This window comes from Fluviicoccus keumensis (genome assembly GCF_004217445.1).
GTDB lineage: Bacteria > Pseudomonadota > Gammaproteobacteria > Pseudomonadales > Moraxellaceae > Fluviicoccus > Fluviicoccus keumensis.
This window is the reverse complement of record NZ_SHKX01000010.1, coordinates 659482-683686: the sequence shown is the minus strand read 5'-3', so window position 1 is coordinate 683686 and position 24205 is coordinate 659482. Positions and strand designations below refer to the sequence as shown.

Sequence of the window (24205 nt, the reverse complement as noted above, 5' to 3'; positions counted from 1 at the left end):
GGGGGCTATACTCCGGCAACCCCTCTGGTTCCGGAGCCAGCCATGTCCCTTGTCCGTGTTGAACGTCGGCCGCCGCTGCTGACAGTCTTCATCACTCGTTCCGAAGCCCGCAATGCCGTCGACCGGCCCACCGCCGAGGCGCTGGCGCAGGCTTTCCGTGATTTCGACGCGGATGCCGAGCTGGCGGTGGCGATCATGAGCGGCGAGGGCGGCAACTTTTGCGCCGGAGCGGACCTGAAGGCGGTGTTTGCCGACCCCGAGCGCCGCAACCGGCTGGATACCGACGGCGACGGGCCGATGGGGCCGACACGGATGCGGCTGGGCAAACCGGTGATCGCGGCGGTGAGCGGCTATTGCGTGGCGGGCGGGCTGGAACTGGCGCTGTGGTGCGACCTGCGCGTGGCGGACGAAACGGCGGTGTTCGGCGTGTTCTGCCGCCGCTTCGGCGTGCCGCTGATTGACGGCGGCACCGTGCGCCTGCCGCGCCTGATCGGCCAGAGCCGGGCGCTGGACCTGATCCTGACCGGACGGCCGGTGGACGCGCGGGAGGCGCTGGCGATCGGGCTGGCGAACCGCGTGGTGCCGCCCGGCGAGGCCTTGCGCGCCGCCGAGGAACTGGCCTTGCAGATAGCGGGTTTTCCGCAGACCTGTCTGCGCGGCGACCGGCTGAGCGCCTATGAACAATGGGACAAGGACGTGGACGAGGCCTTGCGGCATGAATTCGGTTACGGTCTGAAGACGCTGGCCAGCGGGGAGTCGGTGGCGGGGGCGGGACGGTTTTCGGGAGGCGAGGGGAAGGGCGGGAAATTCTGAGGTCTTGGCCTCCGATGACAAGCCGATTGTCCCCGACGGCCCTCACGCCCCGAACTGGACGAATCGTAACCTGTGGCCATCACCACGAAGCAACGAACAGGGTAACGCCATGACCGCCGCCGCCACCTCCGCGATCCGCCAGACCGCCACCCCCGCCGGGATGATCCCGGAAGTCCGTCGTCCCGATTTCGATTTTCCCGCCGACCTGCCGAAATGGTGGTGGGACAACAATCCGATGAAGACGCTGCTGCTGGCCGCGCTGTCCTCCGGCTTCCCGCCCGGCGAGCGTTTCTTCATTGACTCGGTGCGCTACTACCAGGACCGCATCACCGACCCGGAACTGCAGAAGGCCATTCGCGGCTTCATCGGCCAGGAGGCGCACCACAGCAAGGAGCACAAGGCGCTGAATGGCTTCCTCGAAGACCGCGGCATCGGCCTGGGTCGTCTGGAGCATGAAATCGCGATGTTCATGGACCGCCTGCGCAAGCTCAGCCCGGAACGCCAGCTGGCGCATACCGTCGCCGTGGAACACTTCACCGCGATGATGGCCGAGGAGTTCCTCTTGAAGTTCAATGCGCTGGAGGAAATGGACCCGCGCATGGCCCCGATCTGGGCCTGGCACGCCATCGAGGAAGCCGAGCACAAGGCGGTGGCCTTCGATGTCTACAAGGCCATCGGCGGCAGCGAATTCGTGCGTGTCACCGAGATGATGGCGGTGAGCGTGCTGTTCCCGCTGTTCTCCACCATCCATCTGGTGCAGCTGATGAAGGAAGCCGGGGAGCTGGGCAACCTGAAGGCGTGGGCGCAGGGCCTGAATTATTTCTACGGCACACCCGGCGTGTTCCGCAAGCTGCTGCCTGCCTACTTCAAGTTCTACAGCCCGAACTTCCACCCGTGGCACACCGATTCACGCGGGCTGCTGGCCAAGGCCAAGGCGAAGTGGCTGAGCCGTTTGCCGCTGTAAGGGCCGAAGAAGGCGGGGAGCATCAGGCGTCCCCGCCTACAACCGCTTCATGAACCCCGGCCCCACCAGTTCATCCCCCAGATCACGCCCCACCTCGGTCGCCACCAGCGCATTCAGCCGTGCGTTCAGGTCCAGCAGCAGCGGCTTCACGGCTTCCGGTTGATGCGCCAGATTGTTCAGTTCTCCCGGATCGGCGTGCGTGTCGTACAACTCCAGCTGGTTGTGGCGGGTCAGCGTTTCCCAGTCGGTCGGGACATGGTGTTCCGACGGCTTGAAATAGCGCGCGAACTTGTAGCGGCCGTCATGGAGGCCGCGAAACAGCGCCGGATGGTCGGTGCGCGGCATCGGCCACATGCCCTTCAGCAGCGCCCGGACCGGCAGGAAACGGTCAGCCAGCACTTCATGGTCAATCAGCGCGCCGATGAAGTCGTTGTCGATGTGGTGGGTGGTGTTGTAGTTGAACAGGTGGCCGCGCCGGTCGCGCTCCGAACGTCCTTCCGCCCGGCCGATCGACGACGCCAGGCTCACCCCGGCCAGTTGCGGATACAGCTCCGGCAGCCGTTTGCCCTCCACACCGGCCAGCTCCAGCAGCGTCGGCGTCAGGTCGATGGCGCTTCCCAGCGCGGTGCTCGTCACGCCTTTCGGGCCGTCCGGGTGGACGACGATCAGCGGCACGCGCACATTCTCCTGATACATGAACGGTCCCTTCTGGCGCAGGCCGTGCGCGCCCGCCATCTCGCCGTGGTCGGCGGTGAAAACCACGATGGTCCGGTCGGCCTGTCCGCTGGCTTCCAGCGCGTCCAGCACCGTCAGCAGGTGGCGGTCAGCATCGCGGATGCAATTGAAATAGTAATTGCGGTAGGCGCGCCAGCTGTCGTCGCCGTCGGGCAGGCGGCCGTAAGCCATGTCGCAGAATTTCACGTAGCTGGCGTGGGCTTCCGGCTTGCCGCGCAGGTCGTCCACGCGATTGGCGGGCAGCGGCAGCTCCCACAGGGCACGATAGAGCGGGTCATCCGGGGCTTGCGCCAGCGGAGCCAGATAGTCGCGCATGCGCCGCGAGGCGGTCTGGCGCTCGCCGGTGGTGAAATACATGATGTCGTGCGGATTGACGAAATTCACCGCCAGCAGCCACGGCTTGCCGTTGCCGGACGCCGCCCGGTCGCGCAGCCATTGCGAGGCCTCGGCGGCAATCGGGCCGTCGTATTTGAAGCCGGTCCAGGTGGAGCCGTGCGGGTCGCCGTCGGCATTGAAGTCCGAGAAGCCGAAGGGTTCCAGCGCATCGCGGGTGCTGGGGTAACGGCCGTAGGTCAGCTGGTGTCCCTCCGGCACGCCGCCCAGATGCCACTTGCCCTTGTAGGCGGTGTCGTAGCCGTTGGCGCGCAGGTAGTCGCCCAGGCTGGGCATGTCATCGGGGATGGAGGGTTCGGGGAAGACGCCGTAGTTCACCACCATCCGCGTTTTCTGCGTGTGCTGGCCGAAGTAGAGGTTGGAGCGCGAGGGCGAGCAGGGCGTGGTGTTGACGTGGAAGCGGGTGAAGGCGATGCCGCGTTCCCGCAGCCGTTCATGGCCGGGTAGCGGCAGGCCCGGCGGCAGGTCGGCATGTTCCTGGTCGGTGACCACCAGCAGGATGTTCAGCGGTCGCGCGCCGGGTTTGATGCCCGCAGGCAATGGAGAAACGTTCCGGGGCTCGGGTACGCGGGTGCGCATCAGCCGGGCGGTCAGGGTTGCGCCGCCGATGGCGCCGGTCAGTCCGGCAGCCAGCAGGGCTCTGCGATTCAGGGTCATGACGCCGTGTCCGTTCAGGAATGACCGGTTTTTACCGGTCAGGATATCCGTTCAGGGATAGCATGAATTCATGCCCGCCGGGAGCCCGGCGATCGGGAACCGGCGTAACGGCGGCGCTCAATCGTGCAGACGCGCCCGGGCCTCGGTGAAATCGACGTTGCAATCCCATACGACCGCCACCCCTTGTTTCAGGGCGATGCCCACCGCGCCGTAGCCGAATTCCACCCGCGCGCTGCCGGTCACCGCCAGCCCGGTCAGGTTGAAGCTGGCCGCGCAATTCTGCGCCGTCAGCCCCGGAAAATCGCGTTGCAGCCCCGCCAGCAGATCCTGCGTGATCACGCCCTTGGCGGCGGCGTCCAGCACCGGCAGCTGCGCGACCAGGCCGGCGGCGAAGGCCAGCGCTTCGTCCATCGACCCCTCGCCGCGATGGACCGTCAGTTCCACCCGCTGTTTTTCGTAGTCGATCCCGGTCACCAGCATATCCGGCAAGGAATCATGAACGCTCAACGCTCCCAGCGCCGGATGATGAATGACGGCCGGTTCCGTTACGGCGGCGTCGGCCACCGGGGCAGGGCGCGCCAGCAGCACATAGAGCCCGTAGAGGGTGATGCCCAGCAGTAGCGCGAAGACGGCCAGCAAGGCGACCAGCACCGGGCCGGACAGGGGTTCTCCCGACGGGGCCAGCAGGTCGGGCAGCACCGACAGCACCGCCCAGGCCGTGCAAACGCTGAGGAACAGGAACAACGGGGAGGCTTTGCCGGATTGCATGAGGAAGGCTCGCGTCAGGAAGGGGGCTATCGTACGCTATCCGGCGTCGCCGCGTGGTCATCCCACGGTTTTTGACCGACCACCAGCACATTAAAACTGCGGCCGTCCCATTCCCGCAGGCGGGTGAAGTCCCGTTCCAGCAAGGTTGTCGTGAAGCCGGATTCACGCATCAGCGTGTCCAGCCCGCTCCGCGAGATGGCGGTCATGCGGTGGCGGTCCTCCCAGTTGCGCACGCCGTCGGCATCCTCACGGCGGATCGCTACCTGCAATTCCAGGGTCTCGCTGTCGCCGTCATGGCGCCAGCCCGAGCGGAAGGTGAAATCCGCGCCGTCGCGGGTCAGCCGCGTCACCGCATCGCGGTTCTGGATACCGTCTTTATCGACCATGTCAAAAATGAAGAGGCCGCCCGGTTTCAGGGCGCGATAGGCGCGGCGCAGGGTTTCGGCCAGCGCCGCGACCGGGTGGCTGTAGTGCACGGAATAGAGCAGGCAGCTGATCAGGTCGAGGCGGCTGTCGATCTCGAAGGCGGCCAGATCGCTCAGGATCAGCGCGGCTTGCGGGCAGCGTTGCGCCGTGGCGGCCAGCATCTGCGGGCTGTTGTCCAGTCCGGCTACGCTAAAGCCTTTGCGCTGCATGACTTCCAGTAACTGTCCGGTGCCGCAGGCCAGATCCAGGTAATCCCGCCCGCCCGATGCGCCCAGACAGTCAAAGGCGCGTTGCAGGAAATCCGCCTGTCCGGCGTAGTCCACCTCATGGCAGAAACCGTCGTAGTAGGCGGACAGGTCGGTGTACAGGTTGCCGGGGGTGGGTGCGGGCATGGGGACGGTCCGGTGGTGATGTAGCGCAAGCCTCCCGCAAAATGGCCGGGAAGGAAAGGATTTCCTGCCCGGACTCAGGGCGCGGCCGGGCCGCAGGTTCCGACCGGTTGCCCGGCGGGCAGGTCGCAATGCTTGGCTGTACTCTCGCCGGGACACTCCGAGTCCTGCTGACAGTAATCCACCGGTCCGGTATGGCAGATGACCGGAATGTCGGTCTTGCGCGTGCGCTGGCCCTTGGCGGAATCTTTCAGGCGAACGGTACCGGTGGACGTGGTGGAGCCGTCGGTCAGCGGAAGGGTTTTCACCGACCCGACGCCCAGCCGGTACGTATGGCCGGCCTGAAAATCGGCCGTGAACGCGCAGGACAGATTGCCCTTGGGGGCGATCACGCCGCCGCCGCCATACCCGGCCAGGATGACGGCGGTGCCGGGAGTAAACGTCAGGCGGTGCCGTCCGGGTTCAAACAGGATCGTGGTCCCTTTCAGCGGCTTGTCGTCCAGTTGCTTCAGGCCGTAGCCGCTAATAAAGTTGACCAACAGCAACGGAATGACCCGTAAGGACGTCTTGGCGACGGCGATCTCGCGTTCCGGGCGTGCTTGGCCGTCATAGGCCTGAAAGGTGGAGCAGCCCGTGAGGAGGGCAATCGGTATTCCGGTCAAGACAAGGCGGCTGAGGCGCATGACGGCGGCTCTTGGGATGGGGGTATCTTTCTATCATACGCCCGGGAGGCGTGCTTCCGGCACGATCCTGAATGGGGATGACAAAGACGCCGTCGCGGCCGCCATTGACATCCCGCCAAGCGCTTGCTTTAGTCAGCCTCCCCTGCAATCACGTCCTGGCGAGGCCCATGTCCCCTGTTTTGCCCCCTGAAATCGTCACGCCCCGCCGTCGTCCGGCGCAACTGCGTCCCGCCGCGCCGTGGTGGCGCAACCTCGATCCGGAATTTCCCGCCTGGAAGGTGGTGAACCATATGGACCGCTTCACGCGGCTGCGCCTGCAGACCTCGTCGCTGACCGATCTGGGCCTGCGCGCGGGCATCATCGCCGCCACCACCGCCCTGTCGCTGCCGTGGAGCCTGCGGCCGGACACGCTGCTGCGCGACCGCAAGGAACGCGGCTTCTACCACGACCTCGCCACCGCCGGCGATGCCCACGCCTTCTTCCAGAAACCGAAGCCGGGCATCCGCGTGCGCGTGCGTCATTCCGGGCCGCTGGCGCATCAGCCCAAGGACGGCCAGTCCTACCTGCTCAGCTTCAGGAGCCCGTTCGAGGCGGTGAACCCGCGGGTGCGCGAGGACTACCACCGCCACGACAACAACGAAATCGCCTGGGCGCAGTACTGGAAGCACGGCGACAAGCCGCGCCCCACCATCGCCGTCATCCACGGCTTCATCATGGACAGCTACTGGGTCAACAGCAAATTCTTCGCGCTGGAATGGTTCTACGAACAGGGCTATGACGTGCTGCTCTACACCCTGCCGTTCCACGGTTACCGGCAGGGGCTGCTGTCGCCGTTTTCGGGGCACGGCTATTTCTCGCACGGGCCGCTGCACATGAACGAGGTGCACGCCCACGCCATCCACGATTTCCGGGTGTTCCTCGACTGGCTGCTGTCGCACGGGGTGCCGTCGGTGGGGGTGACCGGCATTTCGATGGGCGGCTACGCCACGGCGCTGCTGGCCAGTGTCGAGGAGCGGCTGGCCTTCGCCATTCCGGTGGTGCCGCCCGCCAGCCTGGTGGACATGGTCTTCGAATGGCCGGTGCTGGGGCACCTGATCCGCTCGGCGCTGGCCACGGCGGGCATCAGCATCCAGGAGGCGCGGCACACGCTGGCGGTGAACTCGCCGCTGACCTGGCAGCTGGCCATTCCCAAGGAGCGGGTGCTGCTGATCGGCGGCATGGACGACCGCATCACCTTCACCAAGCACACGATGCTGTTGTGGGAACACTGGGACCGGCCCGCCGTGCACTGGTTCCCCGGCGGCCATGTGCTGCACTGGGGGCAGGGCGATTACCTGAAGGCGATGCGCCGCTTTCTGGACGGCATCGGCTTCAAGCCCTGAGCGGACTCAGGCGCGCGCGGGCGGAATGGCGTAAGTGCCCGTCGCGTGCGCCACCGGCTCGTCCTGACCCTCCGAATACAGCCAGACTTCCCCCACCGCCAGCAGCTTGCCCAGCTTCATCAACCGGCACTCGCCAATGATGTCGCGGTCGGCCGCCGGCTTGCGCATGAAGTTGATGTTCAGGCTGGTGGTCACCGCCAGCGGCACCATGCCGATTTCACCGAGGATGGCGGCATAGAGCGCCAGATCGGCCGTGGTCATCAGCACCGGCCCCGACACCGTGCCGCCCGGCCGCAACTCGGCGTGTCCCACCGGATGCCGCACCGTCGCCGCGCGGTTGCCCACCGCCTCCACCACGCACTTGTTCTGCGGGAATTCCCCGGCCAGGAAGGTCATCAGGGCTTCTGCCGTTACCATGCGGTTGCTCCCGCCATGTTCAAAAAGACCCGCATCATGCCTGCACCGACGACAGCCGGTCCAGCACCGCCAAATATCCCGGCGGTTCATCCACCATCCCGCGCGCCCGCAGCAGCGCATGCGCCTCCGGCAGGCGGTAATAGGGCACCGACGCCATGGCGTGGTGCTCGATGTGGAAATTGACATGGCAGGGCGCGACGAAAGTCCGGGCGATCAGCCCGGCGCGGGTGGTGCGGGTGTTGCGGAACATGTCGGCGGATTTCTCGGTGCCCGCGTGCTCGGCCATGGCGCGGATGCGGATGAACAGCGGGTAGGGAATCAGGTAGGCCAGCACCCAGGCCAGATACAGTTCGCCATGCCCGGCCGCCGCCAGCGCCCCGAAGAGCAGCGCGTTCATCACCACCGCCTTCCAGGTGTTGCCTGCAAAGGTCTTCACCACATCCCACGCCGTGCGGCCGTCCTGCGGCAGCTTTTCCACCTGCGAGGCCACCGTCCACTTCAGGTAACCCGCGTCCATCAGCACCCGTCCCAGCAGGAATTTCAGCCCGGTGAGGCCGCTCAGGTCGCGGGCGAATTTGCGCAGCAGCGAGACGCGCGAGCAGGGCAGGCCCGCCACCAGCGAGATGTCGGTATCTTCCGGCGTACCGGTCTTGGTGTGGTGGATGAGGTGGTGCACCCGGTACTTGGCCAGGTCCAGCCCCAGCGGCCGCGCGCACAGCCAGTCGGCCAGCACGTCGTTGGCCCAGCCGGAGGCGAACAGCGTCTTGTGCGAGGCCTCGTGCGTCAGGATGGCCAGCGCCAGCTGCCGTCCGCCCAGCAGCGCCAGACCCAGCATCCCCACCGGAATCATCGCCGCCACCGGCAGCGTCAGCGCCCAGCCGCACAGCGCGAAGCCCGCGCCGACCAGTGCCCAGGTGGAGGCGATGCCCCACGCGCCCCACGCATCGGAGCGGGCGGTGAGGCGCTGGATTTCCTCGCGGCTGAACAGGTCGGTGACCTTGCGGCGGGTGACCGGGCTGTGTTCGTAGACGGCGTCGCTGGAAATGCCGTCGGTGAGCGGGGCGGTGGTGTTCATCAGGATTACCCGAAATGATATTGATTGGCGATAACGGTAATGTTACACATGATTTCGATCAATGCAAATTTCTGTATTGAATGGAGCGAGCATGGAAACCTTCAAGACCCTCACCTACCACATCACCGGCCGTATCGCCCGCATCACGCTGAACCGGCCCGAGCGCGGCAACGGCATCACCCTCGACCTGCCGCGCGAGCTGGCCGCCTGCGTCGAGCGCGCCAACCTCGATCCGGCCATCCACGTCATCGCCCTGTCCGGCAACGGCAGCGGCTTTTGCGGCGGCTATGACCTGGTGGAAAACGCCGAAGGGCTGCTGACCGGGCAGGAAAACCCCGATCGCCCGAAGGGATCGCCGCTCGATCCGCTGGTGCAGATGCAGAACCATATTCCGAATACGGCCTGGGACCCGATGGTTGACTACGCAATGATGAGCCGCAACGTGAAGGGCTTCATGAGCCTGTTCCACAGCGACAAGCCGGTGGTGTGCAAGGTGCACGGTTTCTGCGTCGCGGGCGGCACCGACATGGCGCTCTGTTCCGACCTGCTGGTGATCGCCGACAACGCCAAGATCGGCTATCCGCCGGCGCGGTTGTGGGGCTCGCCCACCACCTCGTTGTGGTTTTACCGTATCGGGCTGGAGAAGGCGAAGCGGCTGCTGTTTACCGGCGACTGCCTGTCGGGGAAGGAGGCCAAAGAGTGGGGGCTGGCGATCGAATCCGCGCCGCCGGAGCAGTTGGACGAACGTTTCGAGGTCCTGCTGGAGCGCATCGCGCGCATGCCGGTCAACCAGCTGGTGATGATGAAACTGTTGCTGAACCAGTCGGTGATGGCGCAGGGACTGCACTCGACGCAGGTGATCGGGACGATGCTGGACGGGATGACGCGGCATACCAAGGAGGGTTATGAATTCCAGCAGCGGGCGATGGCGGCGGGGTTCCGGCAGGCGGTGCGCGAGCGGGATGAGCCGTTCGGCGATGCGGGGTTGTCGACGTTCAAGGGGTGAGGCGCTAAGCTGGTGCCTACCGCCACCCAAGGATGAATGCCATGAGCCAGGGTTCCCGCTTCAAGGACTCCGCCCTCTACCTGTTCCTGCTCAGCCTGTTCTGTTTCTGGTGGGCCTACCAGACCGGCGTTATGCACGACTGTCATGACGGGCGCCGGTTGGTATCGCACTTGATGAGTGGCATCTGCGGTAGAGTGGGGAAGGGGGTGGCCGCGCTGGTCCCGCTCAGCCTGGGATTGTATCTGCTGTACGCGGCGTTTACGGCGCGAGAGGAAGACTGAGCAGCTCCCCCAACTCCCGCGCCACCAGCCCCGGATCCGACATCGGGAAGAAGTGATCCTGCTCCGGCAGCTGCCGGTCCGTCGCCTGCGGCAGCTTTGACGCCAGTTCCGCCCAGGTCGGCGACGGCCGGAAGTCATGCAGCCGGTCATCCGGCCGCCGACCGCGCGCGCGGATGATGCGCACCGGCACGGTCACGCGCGGCAGCAGTTCATATACCGTCTGCGCGCCGATGTTGCCATAGACCGCCGCCTCGCAATCCGGCGGGCAGGCCAGCCGGTAATGTTCTGCGCCTTCCTCTTTCACCAAGCCATATTGGCAATAGTCGCGCAGCACCGCCGCGTCCCAGGTGTCGTAGGGGATGCGCGTACGGAACGCCTCGGCCATCTCTTCCGGCGAGGCCCAGGCATTGCGGCGGCGCGACACCGGCTCGAAGGAACCGGCGGCCTGCCACAACGGCAGGAATTCGGGCGGCGGGATCACCGGGTCCAGCAGCAGCAGGCTGCGGAAGCGGGCGGTTTCGCGCGCCGCCGTCTGCACCAGGATATGACCGCCAAAGGAATGCCCTGCCGCCGTGATGTTCCGCAAATCCAGCTGCCGCACCACCTCGGTGATCATCTCGCTGGTCTCGTCCCAGCCGGGCGGCGGCCGTACGGCGTCACTGCCGCCGTGGCAGGGCAGGTCGACCGCGAACACCGGCCGTCCGGGCAGGCGGCGCACGATTTCATCCCAGCAGCGGGCGTGGAAGCCGGTGGCGTGCAGCAGCAGCAACGGATCGCCGTCGCCGGGCCAGAAGGCGACGTGCAGGTGCAGGCCGCGAATGTTCAGGTAGAGATGGGTGGGGGGCGTGCGTTCGCTCATCGGCAGGCTCAAGTCGGAATCGGGGGAGAAGAGGATCAGGTCGCCTTGACCTTGCGTTCACCGCAGCGCTCGCAGCGCCAGACGGTAACCAGCTTCCCCTGCTGCACGTCAAACTGCTTTTCCTGGAGGATCCGCCAGCGGTGGAAACCGTGCTGGCACATGCCCTTGGCCGGGGCGGCGGGTTTGCGGAAGGGCAGCACGTTCGACATGGCGGCAAGCCTCGCGGCGGAAAACGGAAAGTGGCGGCTATCTTAGCCCGGTTCTGGCTTCAGGTCATGGCCACGCGCAAGCGTTTTGCGCCCCAGTCGCCCGCCTGCGCCTCGAACACCCCGGGAAGGGCGGTTCCACAACGGCCGCAGGCCCCGTGCGCATCCAGTCCCCAGCGGCCCAGCCGGTACCCGTCGCGTTCGATCAGCAACTCCCCGCAATGATGACAGAAAGTGCTGCCGCCCCCGGTGTCCTGGATATTGCCGGTATAGGCATGACGAATGCCGTTCTCCCGGGCGATGCGCCGCGCCCGTTGCAGCGTCGCGGCGGGGGTGGCCGGAATGTCGCGCAGCTTGTGGTCCGGATGGAAGGCGGTGAAGTGCATCGGCACGTCCGGCCCCAGGTTTTCCCTCACCCATTGCGTCATCGCGTGCAGCTCGGCGTCGCTGTCGTTCAGGCCGGGAATCAGCAGGGTGGTCAGCTCCAGCCAGACCTGCGTTTCCTGTTTCAGCCACATCAGCGTGTCCAGCACCGGTTGCAGGTGCGCGCCGGTGGTCCGGTAATAGAAATCCTCGCTGAAGCCTTTCAGGTCGACGTTGGCGGCATCCATGTGGCGGAAGAATTCCTCGCGCGGCCCAGCACAAATATAGCCCGCCGTGACCGCCACGTTCTTGATGCCGCGTTCGCGGCAGGCCTGCGCGACATCGATGGCGTACTCGTGGAAAATGACGGGGTCGTTGTAGGTATAGGCCACGCTTTTCGCGCCGCTGCGCACGGCGGCGTCGGCAATGGCGCGCGGGCCGGCGCTTGCCATCAGTGTGTCCATGTCCCGCGATTTCGAGATGTCCCAGTTCTGGCAGAACTTGCAGGCCAGGTTGCAGCCCGCCGTGCCGAAGGACAGCACCGGCGTGCCGGGCAGGAAGTGGTTCAGCGGTTTTTTCTCGATGGGGTCGAGGGCGAAGCCGCTGGACCGGCCCCAGGTGGTCAGCACCACGGCGTCGTCCAGCCGGCCGCGCACGAAACACAGGCCGCGCTGGCCTTCCGCCAGCGTGCAGGCGCGCGGACACAGGTCGCATTGCACGCGGCCGTCGGGCAGGGCATGCCACCAGCGCGTCGGCGCCAGGCCGGGGTCACCGCGTTGGATCGGAGCATGGCGGCGGTCGGACATGGCACACCGGAGTTGAGTGAATTATGAACAATATGGGGCGCTGTAACCGCCTTTCAAGGCGGGCTTTACGTCCGGCGGACGATTCCCGTACATGACCGGTCTCGTCAGTTCGTCTTCTAAGGACTAAGCTGAAGGCCAGAATTTACCGTGATTGAGGATGTCATGTTGCGTATCCGGGAACCGGCGGTCGCCGGCCGGTTCTACCCTGCCGATCCCGCCGAACTGCGGGCGGCGCTGCAGGCCTGTTTTGAACGCGCCGGCCCGGTCCGCCCCGGCGCACCCTGTCCGCGCGCGCTGATCGTTCCGCATGCCGGGTATGCGTATTCCGGAGTGGCGGCCGCGACCGCGTTCGCCACCCTGCGTGAGCACCGGGCGCTGATCTGGCGGGTGGTGCTGCTGGGGCCGTCGCATCAGACGGCCTTCAAGGGCTTGGCGCTCAGCCGCGCCGAATCCTATCGCACGCCGTTGGGCGACATCCATCTGGATACCAGCTCCACCCGCCGCCTGCAGACGCTGCCGGGCGTCCACCTGCTGGAGGCGGCCCATCTCTACGAACACAGTCTGGAAGTGCAGCTGCCGTTCCTGCAAACCGTGCTGGGCGAATTCACCTTGCTGCCGATCGTGGTCGGCGATGCCGATCCGGCGGAGGTCGCGGCGGTGCTGGATGCCTTTGGGGATGATGAAGGGACCTTGTTCGTGATCAGTTCCGACCTGTCGCATTATCTGGATGATGCGGCGGCCAAAATCCTGGACCGCCTGACGTGCGACGCCGTCGAGCAGCTGGACGCCGCCGCCATTGGCGACAGGCAGGCCTGCGGCCGCATTGCCGTGAAGGGCCTGCTGCTGCATGCCGAACGCCGTCACTGGAAGCCGGTGACGCTGGCGCTGTGCAATTCCGGCGACAGCAGCGGCGACCACGACCGGGTGGTCGGTTACGGCGCGTGGGCGTTTTACCCCGAAACCTCGAAGCCGGACCGACTGTCCACCAGCGACCGCGATACACTGAAATCCATCGCCTGGGCGTCCATCCGGCAGGGACTGGACGGGGGCGGCCCGCTGCTGGTGCGGCCGGAGGTCTACCCGCCGCGCCTGTCGGCTAACGGGGCGGTTTTCGTGACGCTGCTGAAGGACGGCGACCTGCGCGGCTGCATCGGTTCGCTGGAAGCCCGCCGCCCGCTGGTGGAGGACGTATCGCACCACGCCTGGGACGCCGCCTTCAACGATACACGCTTTGCGCCGTTGCAGCCGCAGGAGCTGGAAGGCCTGACCATGCAGATCTCGATGCTGGTGCCGCCCGAGGTGCTGGAGGTGCATTCCGAGGAAGATCTGGTCAACCGGCTGCGGCCCGGCATTGACGGTCTCATTCTGGAGGAAGGCCATCGCCGCGCCACTTACCTGCCGTCGGTGTGGTCGCAGATTCCCGACCCGGTGCGCTTTGTGCGTTACCTGAAACGCAAGGGCGGTTGGCCGGAACGCTACTGGAGCCCGGACTTGCGGGTGTGGCGTTATGAGGTTGAAGAATTCTGACATTCGCGCTTGACCGCCTGTACGGTTCCCGGCAGTATCGGGTCATTATGACCTTCCAATCCGTTGTCTCCGTCCGTCGAGTCCATGCCCTGCGCAAAGCGGCAGCATGGCGCTCGTCCCTGTCCCGGCGGCCAGACAAGGACTGATCCAGCACCCTGTTCCCCCTGAAAAAGGCCGCTCTCCCAGCGGCCTTTTTTGTTTTTCCATCCCCCCAAAACCCTGAAGAAAAGGAGCCGATCATGGAACCCGAACCCCCGCAGATGCAGGTCGCCAGTCGTTACGCCCTGCTGGTTTTCATCTGGTCCACCACGCCGCTGGCGGTGGTCCTGAGCATTCGCGAGCTGCACCCGGTCTGGGCGCTGGCCTTGCGATTCGCCCTGGCGGCGCCGCTGGCGGCCCTGTGTCTGTGGATGTTGGGAGAACGCCTGCCGTTCCACCGTGAGGCTGTGAAAAGTTACGCGGCGGGCATGCTCAGCCTGCTGGGCGCGATGCTGTTCACCTACCTGGGGGCGGCCTACCTGCCCTCGGGGTTGATCTCGTTGCTGTTCGGGCTGGCGCCGCTGTTCGTCGGCCTGCTGGCGCACGGCGTCTTCCGCACCCAGCTGCTGCGCGCCGAGCAGTGGGTGGGCATGGGCATGGCCTTCGGCGGGCTGGTGCTGATCATGCAGGGCGGGCCGCACGTGGCGGCGCAGGGCAAGGGCGTTTTCCTGGTGCTGATGGGCGTGTTCTGTTACGTGGCGTCGGTCTTCCTGCTCAAGCATGACAAGGCGAAGCTGCATCCGCTGGCGCAGACCACCGGCTCGCTGCTGTTCTCGACCGCCGGCATGCTGCTGGTGCTGCCGTTCTTCATGGCCTCGATGCCGCGCGCCATGCCCGGCTGGGTGACGCTGACGGCGCTGGCCTACAGCGTGGTGATGGCGTCGGTGGTGGCGATGCTGTGCTACTTCTTCCTGGTGAAGGCGCTGCCGCCCGCGACGGTGTCGCTGACCACCTTCCTGACGCCCGCGTTCGCGCTGGTGTGGGGGGCGTGGATCAACGGTGAGCGCTTCACCACCGTGACGGTGGCGGGCATGGCGGTGATCATCGCCGGGTTGGGCACGTATTTCCTGCGCGACCTGCGGGCGATGCGCGTGGCCTGAGCGTTTATCCCGCCGGGATGACAGGTTGTCTTAATCCCGGGTCGCCGCCTTGCATTTGGGCGGCGGCCTTGATTTACTCCAGAAAGAGAGCAGGAGTTTTCTAATCATCAGCCTGTAAGTCAACAGTCATCATGTCCAAGGAAACGGAGCCCATGGAAGCATTCATCACAGCGGTCGGCCGTCTGGCCGTTTTGGCCGGTCTGGTTTTCCCGATCATGTTGCTGGCCCCCGCCGCCCGTGCGGAAAGCGGCAAGCAGTTCTATCAGCACATTTGCGCCACCTGCCATGCCGATGGCGGGCAGCTGGGCGCTCCCGTCATCGGCGATCGCCAGGCATGGGCGCCGCGTATCGCGCGTGGCAAGTCGGCGCTGTACGCCACGGCGCTGAAGGGCGGTCATGCCGCTGCCAAATCGGCGGCCATGCCGGGGAAGGACGACCTGGAGGGGCGGTATAGCGATCGGCAGATCAAGGCGGCGGTGGATTACATGATCCGCCGGTCGCAATAGCCGTGACCGGTCCGGCGGCCGCCAGATGAAACTGAAAGCCCTGGGTTTGCGCATCGCCTGGGCGCAGGCCTGCGTGCTGGCGGTCACGGGCGTGCTGATCCTGCTGACGTTCGCCGCCTCCCATCAGCGTCGCGATGTTCTGGTGCAACTGCATCAGGCCAGCGACGACCTCAGTCAGCTAAGCCTTGGCAATGACCTGCTCACCGATGCCGTCCGTTCCTATGCCGTGACGGGCGATGAGCGCTACCGGCAGACTTTCCTGGAGGAAAGGGATCACATACGTCATCGCGATCATGCCGTGGAAAGCCTGTTGATGATGGAGCTGGAGCCCGACGAGGCTGCCCTGATCCGCGCCGCCAAAAGCCGTTCCGACGCCATGCAGGACCTGGAGCGCCGCATGCTGGAAGCCGTGGCGGCGGGTAACCGCGAGCAGGCCCAGGCTCTGGCGTTCGGCCAGCCTTACCAGTCCGCCAAGAGCGATATCCGTCGCGATATCAGCCTGGCCGATGAATATATACACCAGCGGCTGATGCTCTCCACCGCCCGCCTGGATACGCGTGTCGACCGGTTGATGATGATGGCGGCGATCACCATGGCGCTGACCATCCTGATGATTGCGCTGATACAGCTGCGCTTCTATCACCGCCGCCTGTTGATGCCGCTGGCCGATCTGACCGAGACAACCAGCCGGCTACTGGCGGGCGAGCGCAAGGTGGTCATTCCGCATGCGGCCGAAGCCACCGAAATCGGGGATTTGTCGCGGGTGCTGGTGAACTATCAGCAGGCCATGGCGGATCTGGATCACCAGCGTCAGGCGCTGGCCATGGCCGAGTCCTGGTACCGCCACATCATCGAGAGCGCGCCGGACGCCATTCTGGTCACCAACCCCCAGGGCATGATCGTCCAGTCCAACCCGCAGGCGGATGAAACCTTTGGCCACGTCCGCGGCGGCATGGTCGGCTTGCCGGTCTCCGCACTGCTGCCCGACGGCGTCATCCCCGCCGGTTCCGGCGTGGAACGCCTCCCGGCCGAAGGTGCGGTGACGCACGAATATCCGGGCCTGACCCGGGATGGCCAGACGCTGCCGCTGGAAATCAGCTATACGCCGATGCCGTGGCATGAACATTACGGGATCTGCCTGTGCATCGTGGTGCGCAACCTGACCCAGCGCAAGCAGTACGAGCAGGCGATGGCGGATCAGCTGGCGTTCCGGCAGGTGCTGCTGGAGGCGCTGCCATACCCGGTCTTTTTCAAGGATGCGGCGGGGCGCTATCTCGGGTTCAACCGGGCGTTTCTGACCGCCTTCGGCATTGACCGCGAGGAGCTTCTGGGCAAGTCGGTCATGGACTTTTCCGCGTTGCCGGAAGAGGACCGGCTGGTTTACCAGCAGGCCAATCGGCGGATTCTCGCGGAAGGGGGCGTGTTTACCACCGAGATGACAGTGACCTTCGCGGACGGACGCAAACATCCCGTGCTGTACACCTTGGGCGGATTCGGCACGCCCGGTCGGCCGCAGGCGGGTTGTGTCGGCAGCCTGATCGACATTTCCATCCAGAAGGAATCGGAGCTGGTCATGCAGCACGCCAAGGCGCTGGCGGAAGAGGCGACGCGCTTGAAGTCCGATTTTCTCGCCAACATGAGCCATGAAATCCGGACGCCGATGAACGTCATTATCGGCATGTCGCAGCTGGCCCTGGAAAGCGGATTGAACGAGAAGCAGGGTAACTATATCCGGAAGGTCAACGCCGCTGCCCGCAACCTGCTGGTATTGATCAACGACATTCTCGATTTTTCCAAGATCGAGGCGGGCAAGATGACCTTCGAGCAAACCGGCTTCAGCCTGGACGAGGTCATGGACGCCCTCTCGGATCAGGAGGCCCTGAAGGCGAGGGAAAAAGGACTGGACCTCCGTTTTGCGATTGACGCGGATGTGCCCCGGCATCTGGTCGGCGATCCCTTCCGATTGGGGCAGGTGCTGGGCAACCTCGTCAACAACGCCATCAAATTCACCGAGTCCGGCTCCGTGACCCTGGCCGTGCATCCGGCCGGTGACGAAGACGAGGGGGTCTGGCTGCGTTTCGAGGTGCGCGATACGGGCATCGGATTGACCCGGGAGCAGAGCGGCAAGCTGTTCCAGCCTTTTACCCAGGCCGACTCGTCGACATCCCGCAAATACGGCGGCACTGGGCTGGGGTTGGTGATCTGCCAGCGTCTGGTTGAGTTGATGTCAGGCGAGATCGGCGTGGAGTCCGAGCCCGGCGTCGGCAGCCTGTTCTATTTTACCGCGCGCTTCAGCCGCGCGCCGGCCGCCGGCGCCGCTGATCCGGTTATCAGTGATGGACGGGTGTCGTCACAGCGGGATACGCGGGAGCGGCAGGCGCGCGCCTCGCTGGCGGGGGCATGGCTGCTGCTGGCCGAGGATAACGCCGATAATCAGGAAATGGCGGTTGAAATCCTGCAGCAGGCGGGCATTCGGGTGGATGTGGCCAATAACGGCGAGGAAGCCGTCGCCAAGGCGGCGCAGGCCACCTATGACGGGGTGCTGATGGATTGCCAGATGCCGGTCATGGACGGCTTCGAGGCGACCCGGCGCCTGCGCCGCCTGCCGGGCATGGCGGATTTGCCCATTTTGGCGATGACGGCCAATACCATGAGCGGCGACAAGGAAAAATGTCTGGCGGCCGGGATGAACGACTATATCGCCAAGCCGATCGATGTGGCGGAGCTGTTCCTCACGCTCAGCCGCTGGGTCCATCCTTCCGGTGCGGCGCCCGCCGAGACCGCCCGCCGTCCGGCGTCCGCGCCGTCGCCGCTGCCGGTCATCGAGGGGTTGCGCCTGGACTTCGCCCTGCGGCGGCTGGACGGAAATACCGCACTGCTTTTCCAGCTGCTGACCCGTTTCCGCGAGCATCAGGCGGATGCGGTTAGCCGCATCCGTCAGGCCATGGCGGCCGGGGATATGGAGTCCGCCATCCGCGCCGCCCATACCTTGAAAGGATTGGCCGCCAATATCGGGGCCGACGCGGTGGCTGCGCGGGCGGTGGAGGTTGAAACCGGATTGCGGCGGGCGGACGCGGGCGGTCAGGCGTCGGCCCTGGCGCTGCTGGATCGGGAGATGCAAGGCCTGCTGGCGCGGTTGACCCGCGCCCTGCCGTCCGGCGCGGGGGAGGCACGCACCGCTGCTGCCGCCGCGCCGGTGGACCGTCGGGCGTTGCTCGAAGAGCTGGGGCGTCTTGCCGAACTGCTGCGGGTCAATGACGCCCGCACCACCCGTCTGGCGCCCGCCCTGTGCGGTTTGCTGGAACAGCTGGGGCATGTCGCCCCGGCCGCCGAATTGCGCAAGTATACGGCCCTGTACGACTTCGACCGCGCCCAGGCCACGGTCGAGGCGCTGATCCGCCAACTGGAACCGGCCGCCCGTCACGGTGCTGACGCCGCCCCCTCTGTCCCTTCTTCGCCAGGAAATGCCGCATCATGACCGAACCGTCACTGCAACATACCGTGCTGATCGTCGATGACATGCCCGACAACATTGATATTCTCGTCAATGTGCTGTCGCCCTATTACCGGGTGCTTGCCGCCGCCGGCGGCGACAAGGCCTTGCAGATCGCCGCCGGCCCGGCGCGGCCGGATCTGATATTGCTGGATATCATGATGCCTGGCCTCAATGGCTATCAAGTGTGCGAGCGACTGAAGGCGGACCCGGAAACCCGGGGGATTCCGGTCATTTTTGTCACGGCCATGGGGGAGGTGGAGGATGAACGGCTGGGGCTGGAGCTGGGGGCGGTAGACTATCTGGTGAAGCCCGTCAGTCCGGCGCTGGTGCTGGCGCGGGTCAGGACGCATCTGGCGCTGTATGACCAGCATCGCGAGCTGGCGCGGCTGGTGGAGCAGCGCACCGCGGAATTGAACAAGACCCGCCACCTGCTGATCCGCCGTCTGGCCCGGGCCGCCGAATACCGCGACACGGAAACCGGCAACCATATTGTCCGTATCAGCCATTACGCGCGGCTGCTCGGCCGAACGCTGGGCATGAGCCCCGAGTCAGTGGATACCCTGTTTCACGCCGCGCCGCTGCACGATGTCGGCAAGATCGGCGTGCCCGACAGCATCATGCTCAAGCATGGCCCGCTGGACCCGGCCGAGCAGGAAATCCTCAACCAGCACACGACATTCGGCGCGGACATTATCGGCGAACAGCAGGATGAACTGTTGCGCGCGGCGCGCCTTATCGCCTTGTCGCACCACGAGCATTGGGACGGCAGCGGTTATCCGCACGGCCTGAAGGGGGTCGCCATTCCGTTGATGGCGCGTATCGTGGCGCTGGCGGACGCCTTTGACGACCTCACCTCCGATCGCCCTTTCCACAAGAGCATTCCCGTGGCGGAGGCGGTGCGGCGCATTGATCAGCAGGCCGGTTCGCATTTCGACCCCGGTCTGATGGAGGCCTTCCACAAGGCCCTGCCGCAACTGAAGCAGATCCGCGAGGAGTTTGCCGACGGTTACGGCCTGGTGGTCATCGACAGCGACCTGACCTGACAGCGGTACGTCTCACGAGACTGTCACCAGCGTCAGGCTGACCGGAGGTTGTGAGGTATCGCAGTCGCGCCGCAACGGGCAGTCCGCGCCCAGCGCCAGCCCGTCGAGGCGTTCGCGCAGGTTCTGCAATTCGGCGATCCGCCGGTCGATCACCGCGATTTTCTCCTGCACGAAGGCCTGCACCTGCTCCGGCGGCAGGCCGCCCTGCGTCAGCAGCGGCGCGATGCCGCGGATTTCCGCCAGCGAAAATCCCAGTTCCTGCGCCAGCTTCACGAATTGCAGCATTTCCACGGCGGCGGGCGGATAATCGCGATAGCCGTTGTCCAACCGCCGCCCCTGCAACAGTCCCAGCCGCTCGTAGAAGCGCACGGTGTCGCTGCTGACGCCGACCGTTTTCGCCAGTTGTCCGATTTTCATGAATACCGCCCCCGAAAGCGCTTGACCTTGGAGTATACTCCAGGGTTTAGGCTGCTTGAAACCTTCATTCATCGGGATAACGGACATGACACGCGTATTGGTGACCGGGGCCAGCGGCTATATCGGCCGTTATCTGGTCAAGGAATTGCTGGACAAGGGTGACGGTGTGACAGTGCTGCTGCGCCGTCCGGCGGCGCAATTGCCGGTCTTGCAGGACTGGCTGCGCGGCCAGGGGGCGGACATCAGCGCCCTGCAGGCGGTGGCGGGCGATCTGGCGCGGCCGGAGGCCGGGATTGACGCTGACGGCTGGCGCGCGCTGGCGGCGGTGACGGTCGTCTATCACAGCGGCGCGCTGTTCGGCTGGAACCTGCCGGAGGCGCAGGTGCGGGCGGTGAACGTGACCGGCGCGACGGGCCTGCTGGAGGCGGCGGCGTCACGACTGGCGCTGCACCGCTTTGTGCAGGTATCGGGCTACATGCTGACTTTCCCCGGTCATCTGGCGTCATTGGGCATTCACGGCGATGGTGGCGGTGTCGATTGGCCCGCCGTTTACCGGCGCACCGGATCCTATGAGGCGTCGAAGCTGGAAGGCCATTTTGCCGTCAAGCGCGCCGCCGCGCGGCTGGGCGTGCCGCTGACGGTGATCCATCCGGCGACGCTGGCCGGTCATGCCGGTACCGGCGAACTGCCGGACACGCAGGAAATGGCGCGCAGTCTCGATGACCTGCTGGCGGGCCGCCTGCCTGCTGTGCCGGGCGGCGGCGGTTACCGGCTGCCCTTGGTCAGCCTGGATTATCTGGCGGCGTTCATGGCGCGGGTGGCGGATTATCCGGAAGCGGTAGGGCGGGAATACCTGCTGGCCGATCCGGCCACGCCCGACCTGAAGACGGTGATGACGGCCTGCGCGCGCGAGGCCGGGGTCAAGCCGCCGAGGCTGACGGTGCCGGTGCCGGTGTTGCGACGGCTGGCCGGTTGCTCATGGCTGTCCGACCGCACCGGCCTGACCCGCGAGAAGCTGGATTTCCTGCGGCGGGAACCGCTGCTGACCGGGGAAACGGAGCAGTTGGGGCGGCGCATGGGCCTGACGCCGCCGCCGCTGGCGACGGTGCTGGCGGCGGCTAGCCGTTATCGTCTTCAGCAGCGGCTTCGTCCGGCGGGTGGCGCGGACCGCGTTTGACCACCTGCTGGCGGATGGCGCACGGGTCGAGCCGGTCCACCAGCACCTCCACGGCGAATTCGGGGGTCTGGCCGCCGGTCATGAACAGGTCGATGGCGGCGTAGCCAGAGTCCGGCCAGGTATGGATGCCCAGCCGCGAGTCGCCTTGCAGCAGGATGCCGATGACGCCGCCGTGTTCCCCGGCCGGTTCAAACCGCACGAAGCGGACTTCGATCCCGGCGGCCTGCGCGGCTTCCCGCAGCACCGCCTCCAGATGCGCCGCGTCGGCGAGCAGCGCCGGATCGACATCGTTGAAATCCAGCAGCAGGTGCATGCCGCGCGGGTTCATGGACGACGGCTCCGCAGGATGCGGTCGGTGTGGACCGGCGAGGCTTGTATCGGCGCGGGCGCAACGGGCGGGATGGCGGCGGCCATGGGCGGGTCCTGGAAAATGACGGCGGATAATGCCCCTGATTTTAGCATGGGATTTTCCCGCCGTCGCAATTTGGCCTCTTTACCCCTGTCATCCAAGCAGGAGTTGTGGGATTGTCCGACAAAGAAGACAGGCCTGACCGGGCCTGAATCGATTCCTTGGGTAATGCGGAGGCAAGCAACATGAATTTCCGGAACCGTGTGGTGTTTGTGGCGGGCGGCAGCAGCGGCATCAACCTGGGCATCGCCGAAGCCTTTGCCGAAGCGGGAGCGCAGGTGGCGATCTTCAGCCGGTCGGCGGAGAAGCTGGCGGCGGCGGCGGTGCAGTTGGCGCGGCACGGCGGCCGGGTGCTGTCGTTCAGCGGTGATGTCCGTGACTTCGAGGCCGTCAGCCAGGCGCTGGCGCAAACGGCGGCCGAACTCGGTCCGCTGGATGTGCTGGTGTCCGGGGCGGCGGGCAATTTCATCTGTCCGGCGGCGTCGTTGTCCGCCAACGGTTTCAAAACGGTGGTCGACATCGACCTGCTGGGCACCTTCAACGTGATGCGGGCCGCCTGGCCGCACCTGCGCAAGCCGGGCGCCAGCATCATCAACATCACCGCCGCGCAAAGCTGGCTGGCGGTGCCGGGTCAGGTGCATGTCTGCGCCGCCAAGGCGGGTATTGACCAGATCACGCGCACGCTGGCGCTGGAGTGGGGCGGGTCGGGGGTACGCATCAATTCGATTGCGCCGGGTCCGATCGCCGGTACCGAGGGCATGGCGCGGCTGGCGCCGTCGCCGGAGTCGGTGGATGCCTGGACGCGGGCGGTGCCCTTGCAGCGTTTCGGTCAGTTGAAGGACATCAGTGATGCGGCGCTGTGGCTGTGCTCGGAGCAGGCGGCCTTCATCACCGGCGTGGTGTTGCCGGTGGATGGCGGCCTGTCGTTGTCCGGCTCGGGGGCGATCGGGCGGGCGATGGTCGGTTGAATCTGTGATGCACCGGACAGAATGGGCTCACTGTCCTTGCCGCCGCCGGATTCAGCTGCTTTACTGCTAAAAGCCTGATGCTGGAGTTATCAGGAATCTTGTGGTTAGCAGGGAGGCATTCGCCATGCGCGTCAGTATTCCGTTTTTCTGTCGGACCGTGTCGGTGTTGTTCGTGATGGTGTTGGCGACGGCCGCTGCACCGGCCCGGGCCAGCAGCGGCAAGGCGTTCTACAACCAGATCTGCTCGCTGTGCCATGACGACGGCGGCGACTTGGGCGCGCCGGTGCTGGGCGATCGCCAGGCTTGGGCGCCGCGACTGGCCAAGGGCCGCCAACCGCTTTACCGCGCGGCCATTCTGGGCATGCCGGGATCACCGCGCATCATGCCGGGCAAGAATGATTACGAAGGGGTGTACAGCGACCGCCAGGTCAAGGCGGCCGTCGATTACATGATCCGGCAGTCGCGTTGAACGGGACGGGCGGGATCAGAGCCCCAGCGTCGCCCGGAACAGGATCTTCATCGATTCTTTCAGCTGCCCGATAATCCGGATGCGCTGGGATTCGGGCAGCGACAACGTCAGCTTGGTGATGGAGCTGGCCGCCTCGGTCAGCATCAGCGTCAGCCCTTCCATGCGCTCCCGGTCGGCTTCCGGACGAATGGCCATAACCGCTTCGGCGATCAGGGCCGCGCTGTTCAGCGTGTCCTGGTCGTTCAATACCCGCAGCTCCGGTGTGGCGGCGATGCAGCCCCACACTTCCACATAGGCCGGACTGGATAATTGCAGTTCGGTGATCAGGTCCACCATCCGCTCGATCAGTTCCTCTCCGCCCTCCAGCCGCCGCGCTTCCACAAACCGTTGCAGGTCTTCTGCCAGCGCCGCGCGCACGGCCTGACTGTAGCGCACCCAGATTTCCTTGACGATGGCCTGCTTGGTCGGAAAGTACTGATACACCGAAGCGATCGGGCACTCGGCCTCGCGTGCGATTTCCCGCATCGACACCGCCTCGTAACCGTGTTCCCCGAACAGCCGCAAGGCCACGGCGACAATCGTTTCAAAACGCTGCTGGCTGCGCTCCTGTCGCGGGACGCGCTTCAGGTGGGCATGCTGGACTTCCGGCTCGCTTGACAAGATGACTCTTCCCGGTTAAAAAGAATACAGATATGAGCGATGCTCATGTTGCTGGCGAATCCCGCCGCTGCAAGTTTACCCGCGCCGGACGGCTTGCGGGAGAGCAGGCGGGCGGAAAGCGCCATTTTCGCGACAGAACACCATCAGCATAACAACAACTGTTTCCAGGGG

General features: G+C 65.7%; 25 protein-coding genes. 13 read left to right on the top strand and 12 right to left on the bottom strand.

Going from position 1 to position 24205, the window contains the following annotated elements:
* Positions 1 to 42 precede the first annotated feature (42 nt).
* Positions 43 to 813, top strand: a complete 771-nt coding sequence (locus EV700_RS04165; RefSeq protein WP_130411079.1) for a crotonase/enoyl-CoA hydratase family protein — start codon at positions 43 to 45, stop codon at positions 811 to 813.
* A gap of 4 nt (positions 814 to 817) precedes the next feature.
* A complete protein-coding gene (locus tag EV700_RS04160; protein ID WP_207224569.1) occupies positions 818 to 1777 on the top strand; it encodes a metal-dependent hydrolase in 960 nt (319 codons plus the stop codon).
* A gap of 36 nt (positions 1778 to 1813) precedes the next feature.
* Here EV700_RS04160 and EV700_RS04155 read toward each other — a convergent pair whose 3' ends face one another.
* From EV700_RS04155 to EV700_RS04140, 4 genes are all read right to left on the bottom strand, one after another.
* On the bottom strand, positions 1814 to 3562 hold the full coding sequence (locus EV700_RS04155) for a sulfatase family protein (protein ID WP_130411078.1): 1749 nt from the start codon (positions 3560 to 3562) through the stop codon (positions 1814 to 1816).
* A 117-nt stretch (positions 3563 to 3679) separates the two neighbouring features.
* A complete protein-coding gene (locus EV700_RS04150) occupies positions 3680 to 4330 on the bottom strand; it encodes a hypothetical protein (RefSeq protein WP_130411077.1) in 651 nt (216 codons plus the stop codon).
* A 26-nt stretch (positions 4331 to 4356) separates the two neighbouring features.
* Entirely contained in the window at positions 4357 to 5148 is a 792-nt protein-coding gene (locus EV700_RS04145) for a class I SAM-dependent DNA methyltransferase (protein WP_130411076.1), read from the bottom strand.
* A gap of 74 nt (positions 5149 to 5222) precedes the next feature.
* Positions 5223 to 5828, bottom strand: coding sequence for a hypothetical protein (locus tag EV700_RS04140; protein WP_130411075.1), 606 nt, complete (start codon positions 5826 to 5828; stop codon positions 5223 to 5225).
* Positions 5829 to 5995: 167 nt separating this feature from the next.
* Here EV700_RS04140 and EV700_RS04135 point away from each other — a divergent pair, with 167 nt between their 5' ends.
* Complete coding sequence (locus tag EV700_RS04135; protein WP_165391327.1) at positions 5996 to 7210, top strand: alpha/beta hydrolase family protein; 1215 nt, start codon at positions 5996 to 5998, stop codon at positions 7208 to 7210.
* A gap of 6 nt (positions 7211 to 7216) precedes the next feature.
* Here the strand turns inward: EV700_RS04135 and EV700_RS04130 are convergent, their stop codons facing one another.
* Both EV700_RS04130 and EV700_RS04125 read right to left on the bottom strand, forming a co-directional pair.
* Positions 7217 to 7627, bottom strand: a complete 411-nt coding sequence (locus EV700_RS04130) for a PaaI family thioesterase (RefSeq protein WP_130411073.1) — start codon at positions 7625 to 7627, stop codon at positions 7217 to 7219.
* 34 nt (positions 7628 to 7661) lie between these two features.
* Positions 7662 to 8702, bottom strand: a complete 1041-nt coding sequence (locus EV700_RS04125; RefSeq protein WP_130411072.1) for a fatty acid desaturase family protein — start codon at positions 8700 to 8702, stop codon at positions 7662 to 7664.
* Positions 8703 to 8793: 91 nt separating this feature from the next.
* On the opposite strand from EV700_RS04125, the gene EV700_RS04120 reads away from it, so the two are divergent.
* Complete coding sequence (locus EV700_RS04120) at positions 8794 to 9708, top strand: crotonase/enoyl-CoA hydratase family protein (protein ID WP_207224568.1); 915 nt, start codon at positions 8794 to 8796, stop codon at positions 9706 to 9708.
* A gap of 41 nt (positions 9709 to 9749) precedes the next feature.
* Positions 9750 to 9989 carry a hypothetical protein gene (locus EV700_RS04115; RefSeq protein ID WP_130411070.1) on the top strand — a complete coding sequence of 80 codons (240 nt, stop codon included), beginning with the start codon at positions 9750 to 9752 and terminating at the stop codon, positions 9987 to 9989.
* Here the strand turns inward: EV700_RS04115 and EV700_RS04110 are convergent.
* From EV700_RS04110 to amrS, 3 genes are read right to left on the bottom strand one after another with little or no spacing between them, the layout of a single operon-like run.
* Positions 9967 to 10860 (bottom strand): alpha/beta fold hydrolase, encoded by an 894-nt coding sequence (locus tag EV700_RS04110; RefSeq protein ID WP_130411069.1) that lies wholly within the window; start codon positions 10858 to 10860, stop codon positions 9967 to 9969. The genes EV700_RS04115 and EV700_RS04110 overlap by 23 nt on opposite strands.
* A 23-nt stretch (positions 10861 to 10883) precedes the next feature.
* A complete protein-coding gene (locus EV700_RS16765) occupies positions 10884 to 11057 on the bottom strand; it encodes a hypothetical protein (RefSeq protein WP_165391326.1) in 174 nt (57 codons plus the stop codon).
* Positions 11058 to 11116: 59 nt separating this feature from the next.
* Positions 11117 to 12223, bottom strand: coding sequence for an AmmeMemoRadiSam system radical SAM enzyme (gene amrS, locus EV700_RS04105; RefSeq protein WP_130411068.1), 1107 nt, complete (start codon positions 12221 to 12223; stop codon positions 11117 to 11119).
* 162 nt (positions 12224 to 12385) lie between these two features.
* Here amrS and amrB point away from each other — a divergent pair, with 162 nt between their 5' ends.
* The 5 genes from amrB (at position 12386) to EV700_RS04080 (ending at position 19934) form a co-directional block, all read left to right on the top strand.
* Positions 12386 to 13750, top strand: coding sequence for an AmmeMemoRadiSam system protein B (gene amrB / locus EV700_RS04100; RefSeq protein WP_130411067.1), 1365 nt, complete (start codon positions 12386 to 12388; stop codon positions 13748 to 13750).
* 239 nt (positions 13751 to 13989) lie between these two features.
* A complete protein-coding gene (locus EV700_RS04095) occupies positions 13990 to 14889 on the top strand; it encodes a DMT family transporter (protein ID WP_130411066.1) in 900 nt (299 codons plus the stop codon).
* Between the two features lie 152 nt (positions 14890 to 15041).
* A complete protein-coding gene (locus EV700_RS04090; RefSeq protein WP_207224567.1) occupies positions 15042 to 15395 on the top strand; it encodes a c-type cytochrome in 354 nt (117 codons plus the stop codon).
* 25 nt (positions 15396 to 15420) lie between these two features.
* The gene (locus tag EV700_RS04085) at positions 15421 to 18873 is read left to right on the top strand and encodes a PAS domain-containing hybrid sensor histidine kinase/response regulator (protein ID WP_130411064.1); all 3453 of its coding nucleotides are present in this window, start codon (positions 15421 to 15423) and stop codon (positions 18871 to 18873) included.
* Entirely contained in the window at positions 18870 to 19934 is a 1065-nt protein-coding gene (locus EV700_RS04080; RefSeq protein WP_207224566.1) for an HD-GYP domain-containing protein, read from the top strand. The genes EV700_RS04085 and EV700_RS04080 overlap by 4 nt, the downstream gene beginning before the upstream one ends.
* Before the next feature lie 12 nt (positions 19935 to 19946).
* Here the strand turns inward: EV700_RS04080 and EV700_RS04075 are convergent, their stop codons facing one another.
* A complete protein-coding gene (locus EV700_RS04075) occupies positions 19947 to 20351 on the bottom strand; it encodes a heavy metal-responsive transcriptional regulator (RefSeq protein WP_130411063.1) in 405 nt (134 codons plus the stop codon).
* 85 nt (positions 20352 to 20436) lie between these two features.
* Between EV700_RS04075 and EV700_RS04070 the strand changes: the two genes are divergently transcribed.
* Positions 20437 to 21528 carry an SDR family oxidoreductase gene (locus EV700_RS04070; RefSeq protein ID WP_130411062.1) on the top strand — a complete coding sequence of 364 codons (1092 nt, stop codon included), beginning with the start codon at positions 20437 to 20439 and terminating at the stop codon, positions 21526 to 21528.
* Here EV700_RS04070 and speD read toward each other — a convergent pair.
* Complete coding sequence (gene speD, locus EV700_RS04065; protein ID WP_130411061.1) at positions 21470 to 21856, bottom strand: adenosylmethionine decarboxylase; 387 nt, start codon at positions 21854 to 21856, stop codon at positions 21470 to 21472. The two genes, EV700_RS04070 and speD, sit on opposite strands and share 59 nt — an antisense overlap.
* Before the next feature lie 266 nt (positions 21857 to 22122).
* Between speD and EV700_RS04060 the strand changes: the two genes are divergently transcribed.
* Both EV700_RS04060 and EV700_RS04055 read left to right on the top strand, forming a co-directional pair.
* The gene (locus EV700_RS04060) at positions 22123 to 22905 is read left to right on the top strand and encodes an SDR family oxidoreductase (RefSeq protein ID WP_130411060.1); all 783 of its coding nucleotides are present in this window, start codon (positions 22123 to 22125) and stop codon (positions 22903 to 22905) included.
* Between the two features lie 124 nt (positions 22906 to 23029).
* On the top strand, positions 23030 to 23374 hold the full coding sequence (locus EV700_RS04055) for a c-type cytochrome (RefSeq protein ID WP_130411059.1): 345 nt from the start codon (positions 23030 to 23032) through the stop codon (positions 23372 to 23374).
* A 15-nt stretch (positions 23375 to 23389) separates the two neighbouring features.
* Here EV700_RS04055 and EV700_RS04050 read toward each other — a convergent pair whose 3' ends face one another.
* On the bottom strand, positions 23390 to 24034 hold the full coding sequence (locus EV700_RS04050; protein ID WP_165391325.1) for a TetR/AcrR family transcriptional regulator: 645 nt from the start codon (positions 24032 to 24034) through the stop codon (positions 23390 to 23392).
* Positions 24035 to 24205 lie beyond the last annotated feature (171 nt).

What these genes read in the sequence shown, in the direction of transcription:
- EV700_RS04165 (WP_130411079.1), top strand. Translation starts at nt 43, where the DNA reads ATGTCCCTTGTCCGTGTTGAACGTCGGCCGCCGCTGCTGACAGTCTTC.
- EV700_RS04155 (WP_130411078.1), bottom strand. Translation starts at nt 3,562, where the DNA reads ATGACCCTGAATCGCAGAGCCCTGCTGGCTGCCGGACTGACCGGCGCC.
- EV700_RS04150 (WP_130411077.1), bottom strand. Translation starts at nt 4,330, where the DNA reads ATGCAATCCGGCAAAGCCTCCCCGTTGTTCCTGTTCCTCAGCGTTTGC.
- EV700_RS04145 (WP_130411076.1), bottom strand. Translation starts at nt 5,148, where the DNA reads ATGCCCGCACCCACCCCCGGCAACCTGTACACCGACCTGTCCGCCTAC.
- EV700_RS04140 (WP_130411075.1), bottom strand. Translation starts at nt 5,828, where the DNA reads ATGCGCCTCAGCCGCCTTGTCTTGACCGGAATACCGATTGCCCTCCTC.
- EV700_RS04135 (WP_165391327.1), top strand. Translation starts at nt 5,996, where the DNA reads ATGTCCCCTGTTTTGCCCCCTGAAATCGTCACGCCCCGCCGTCGTCCG.
- EV700_RS04130 (WP_130411073.1), bottom strand. Translation starts at nt 7,627, where the DNA reads ATGGTAACGGCAGAAGCCCTGATGACCTTCCTGGCCGGGGAATTCCCG.
- EV700_RS04125 (WP_130411072.1), bottom strand. Translation starts at nt 8,702, where the DNA reads ATGAACACCACCGCCCCGCTCACCGACGGCATTTCCAGCGACGCCGTC.
- EV700_RS04120 (WP_207224568.1), top strand. Translation starts at nt 8,794, where the DNA reads ATGGAAACCTTCAAGACCCTCACCTACCACATCACCGGCCGTATCGCC.
- EV700_RS04115 (WP_130411070.1), top strand. Translation starts at nt 9,750, where the DNA reads ATGAGCCAGGGTTCCCGCTTCAAGGACTCCGCCCTCTACCTGTTCCTG.
- EV700_RS16765 (WP_165391326.1), bottom strand. Translation starts at nt 11,057, where the DNA reads ATGTCGAACGTGCTGCCCTTCCGCAAACCCGCCGCCCCGGCCAAGGGC.
- amrS (WP_130411068.1), bottom strand. Translation starts at nt 12,223, where the DNA reads ATGTCCGACCGCCGCCATGCTCCGATCCAACGCGGTGACCCCGGCCTG.
- amrB (WP_130411067.1), top strand. Translation starts at nt 12,386, where the DNA reads ATGTTGCGTATCCGGGAACCGGCGGTCGCCGGCCGGTTCTACCCTGCC.
- EV700_RS04095 (WP_130411066.1), top strand. Translation starts at nt 13,990, where the DNA reads ATGGAACCCGAACCCCCGCAGATGCAGGTCGCCAGTCGTTACGCCCTG.
- EV700_RS04090 (WP_207224567.1), top strand. Translation starts at nt 15,042, where the DNA reads ATGGAAGCATTCATCACAGCGGTCGGCCGTCTGGCCGTTTTGGCCGGT.
- EV700_RS04085 (WP_130411064.1), top strand. Translation starts at nt 15,421, where the DNA reads ATGAAACTGAAAGCCCTGGGTTTGCGCATCGCCTGGGCGCAGGCCTGC.
- EV700_RS04080 (WP_207224566.1), top strand. Translation starts at nt 18,870, where the DNA reads ATGACCGAACCGTCACTGCAACATACCGTGCTGATCGTCGATGACATG.
- EV700_RS04075 (WP_130411063.1), bottom strand. Translation starts at nt 20,351, where the DNA reads ATGAAAATCGGACAACTGGCGAAAACGGTCGGCGTCAGCAGCGACACC.
- EV700_RS04070 (WP_130411062.1), top strand. Translation starts at nt 20,437, where the DNA reads ATGACACGCGTATTGGTGACCGGGGCCAGCGGCTATATCGGCCGTTAT.
- speD (WP_130411061.1), bottom strand. Translation starts at nt 21,856, where the DNA reads ATGAACCCGCGCGGCATGCACCTGCTGCTGGATTTCAACGATGTCGAT.
- EV700_RS04060 (WP_130411060.1), top strand. Translation starts at nt 22,123, where the DNA reads ATGAATTTCCGGAACCGTGTGGTGTTTGTGGCGGGCGGCAGCAGCGGC.
- EV700_RS04055 (WP_130411059.1), top strand. Translation starts at nt 23,030, where the DNA reads ATGCGCGTCAGTATTCCGTTTTTCTGTCGGACCGTGTCGGTGTTGTTC.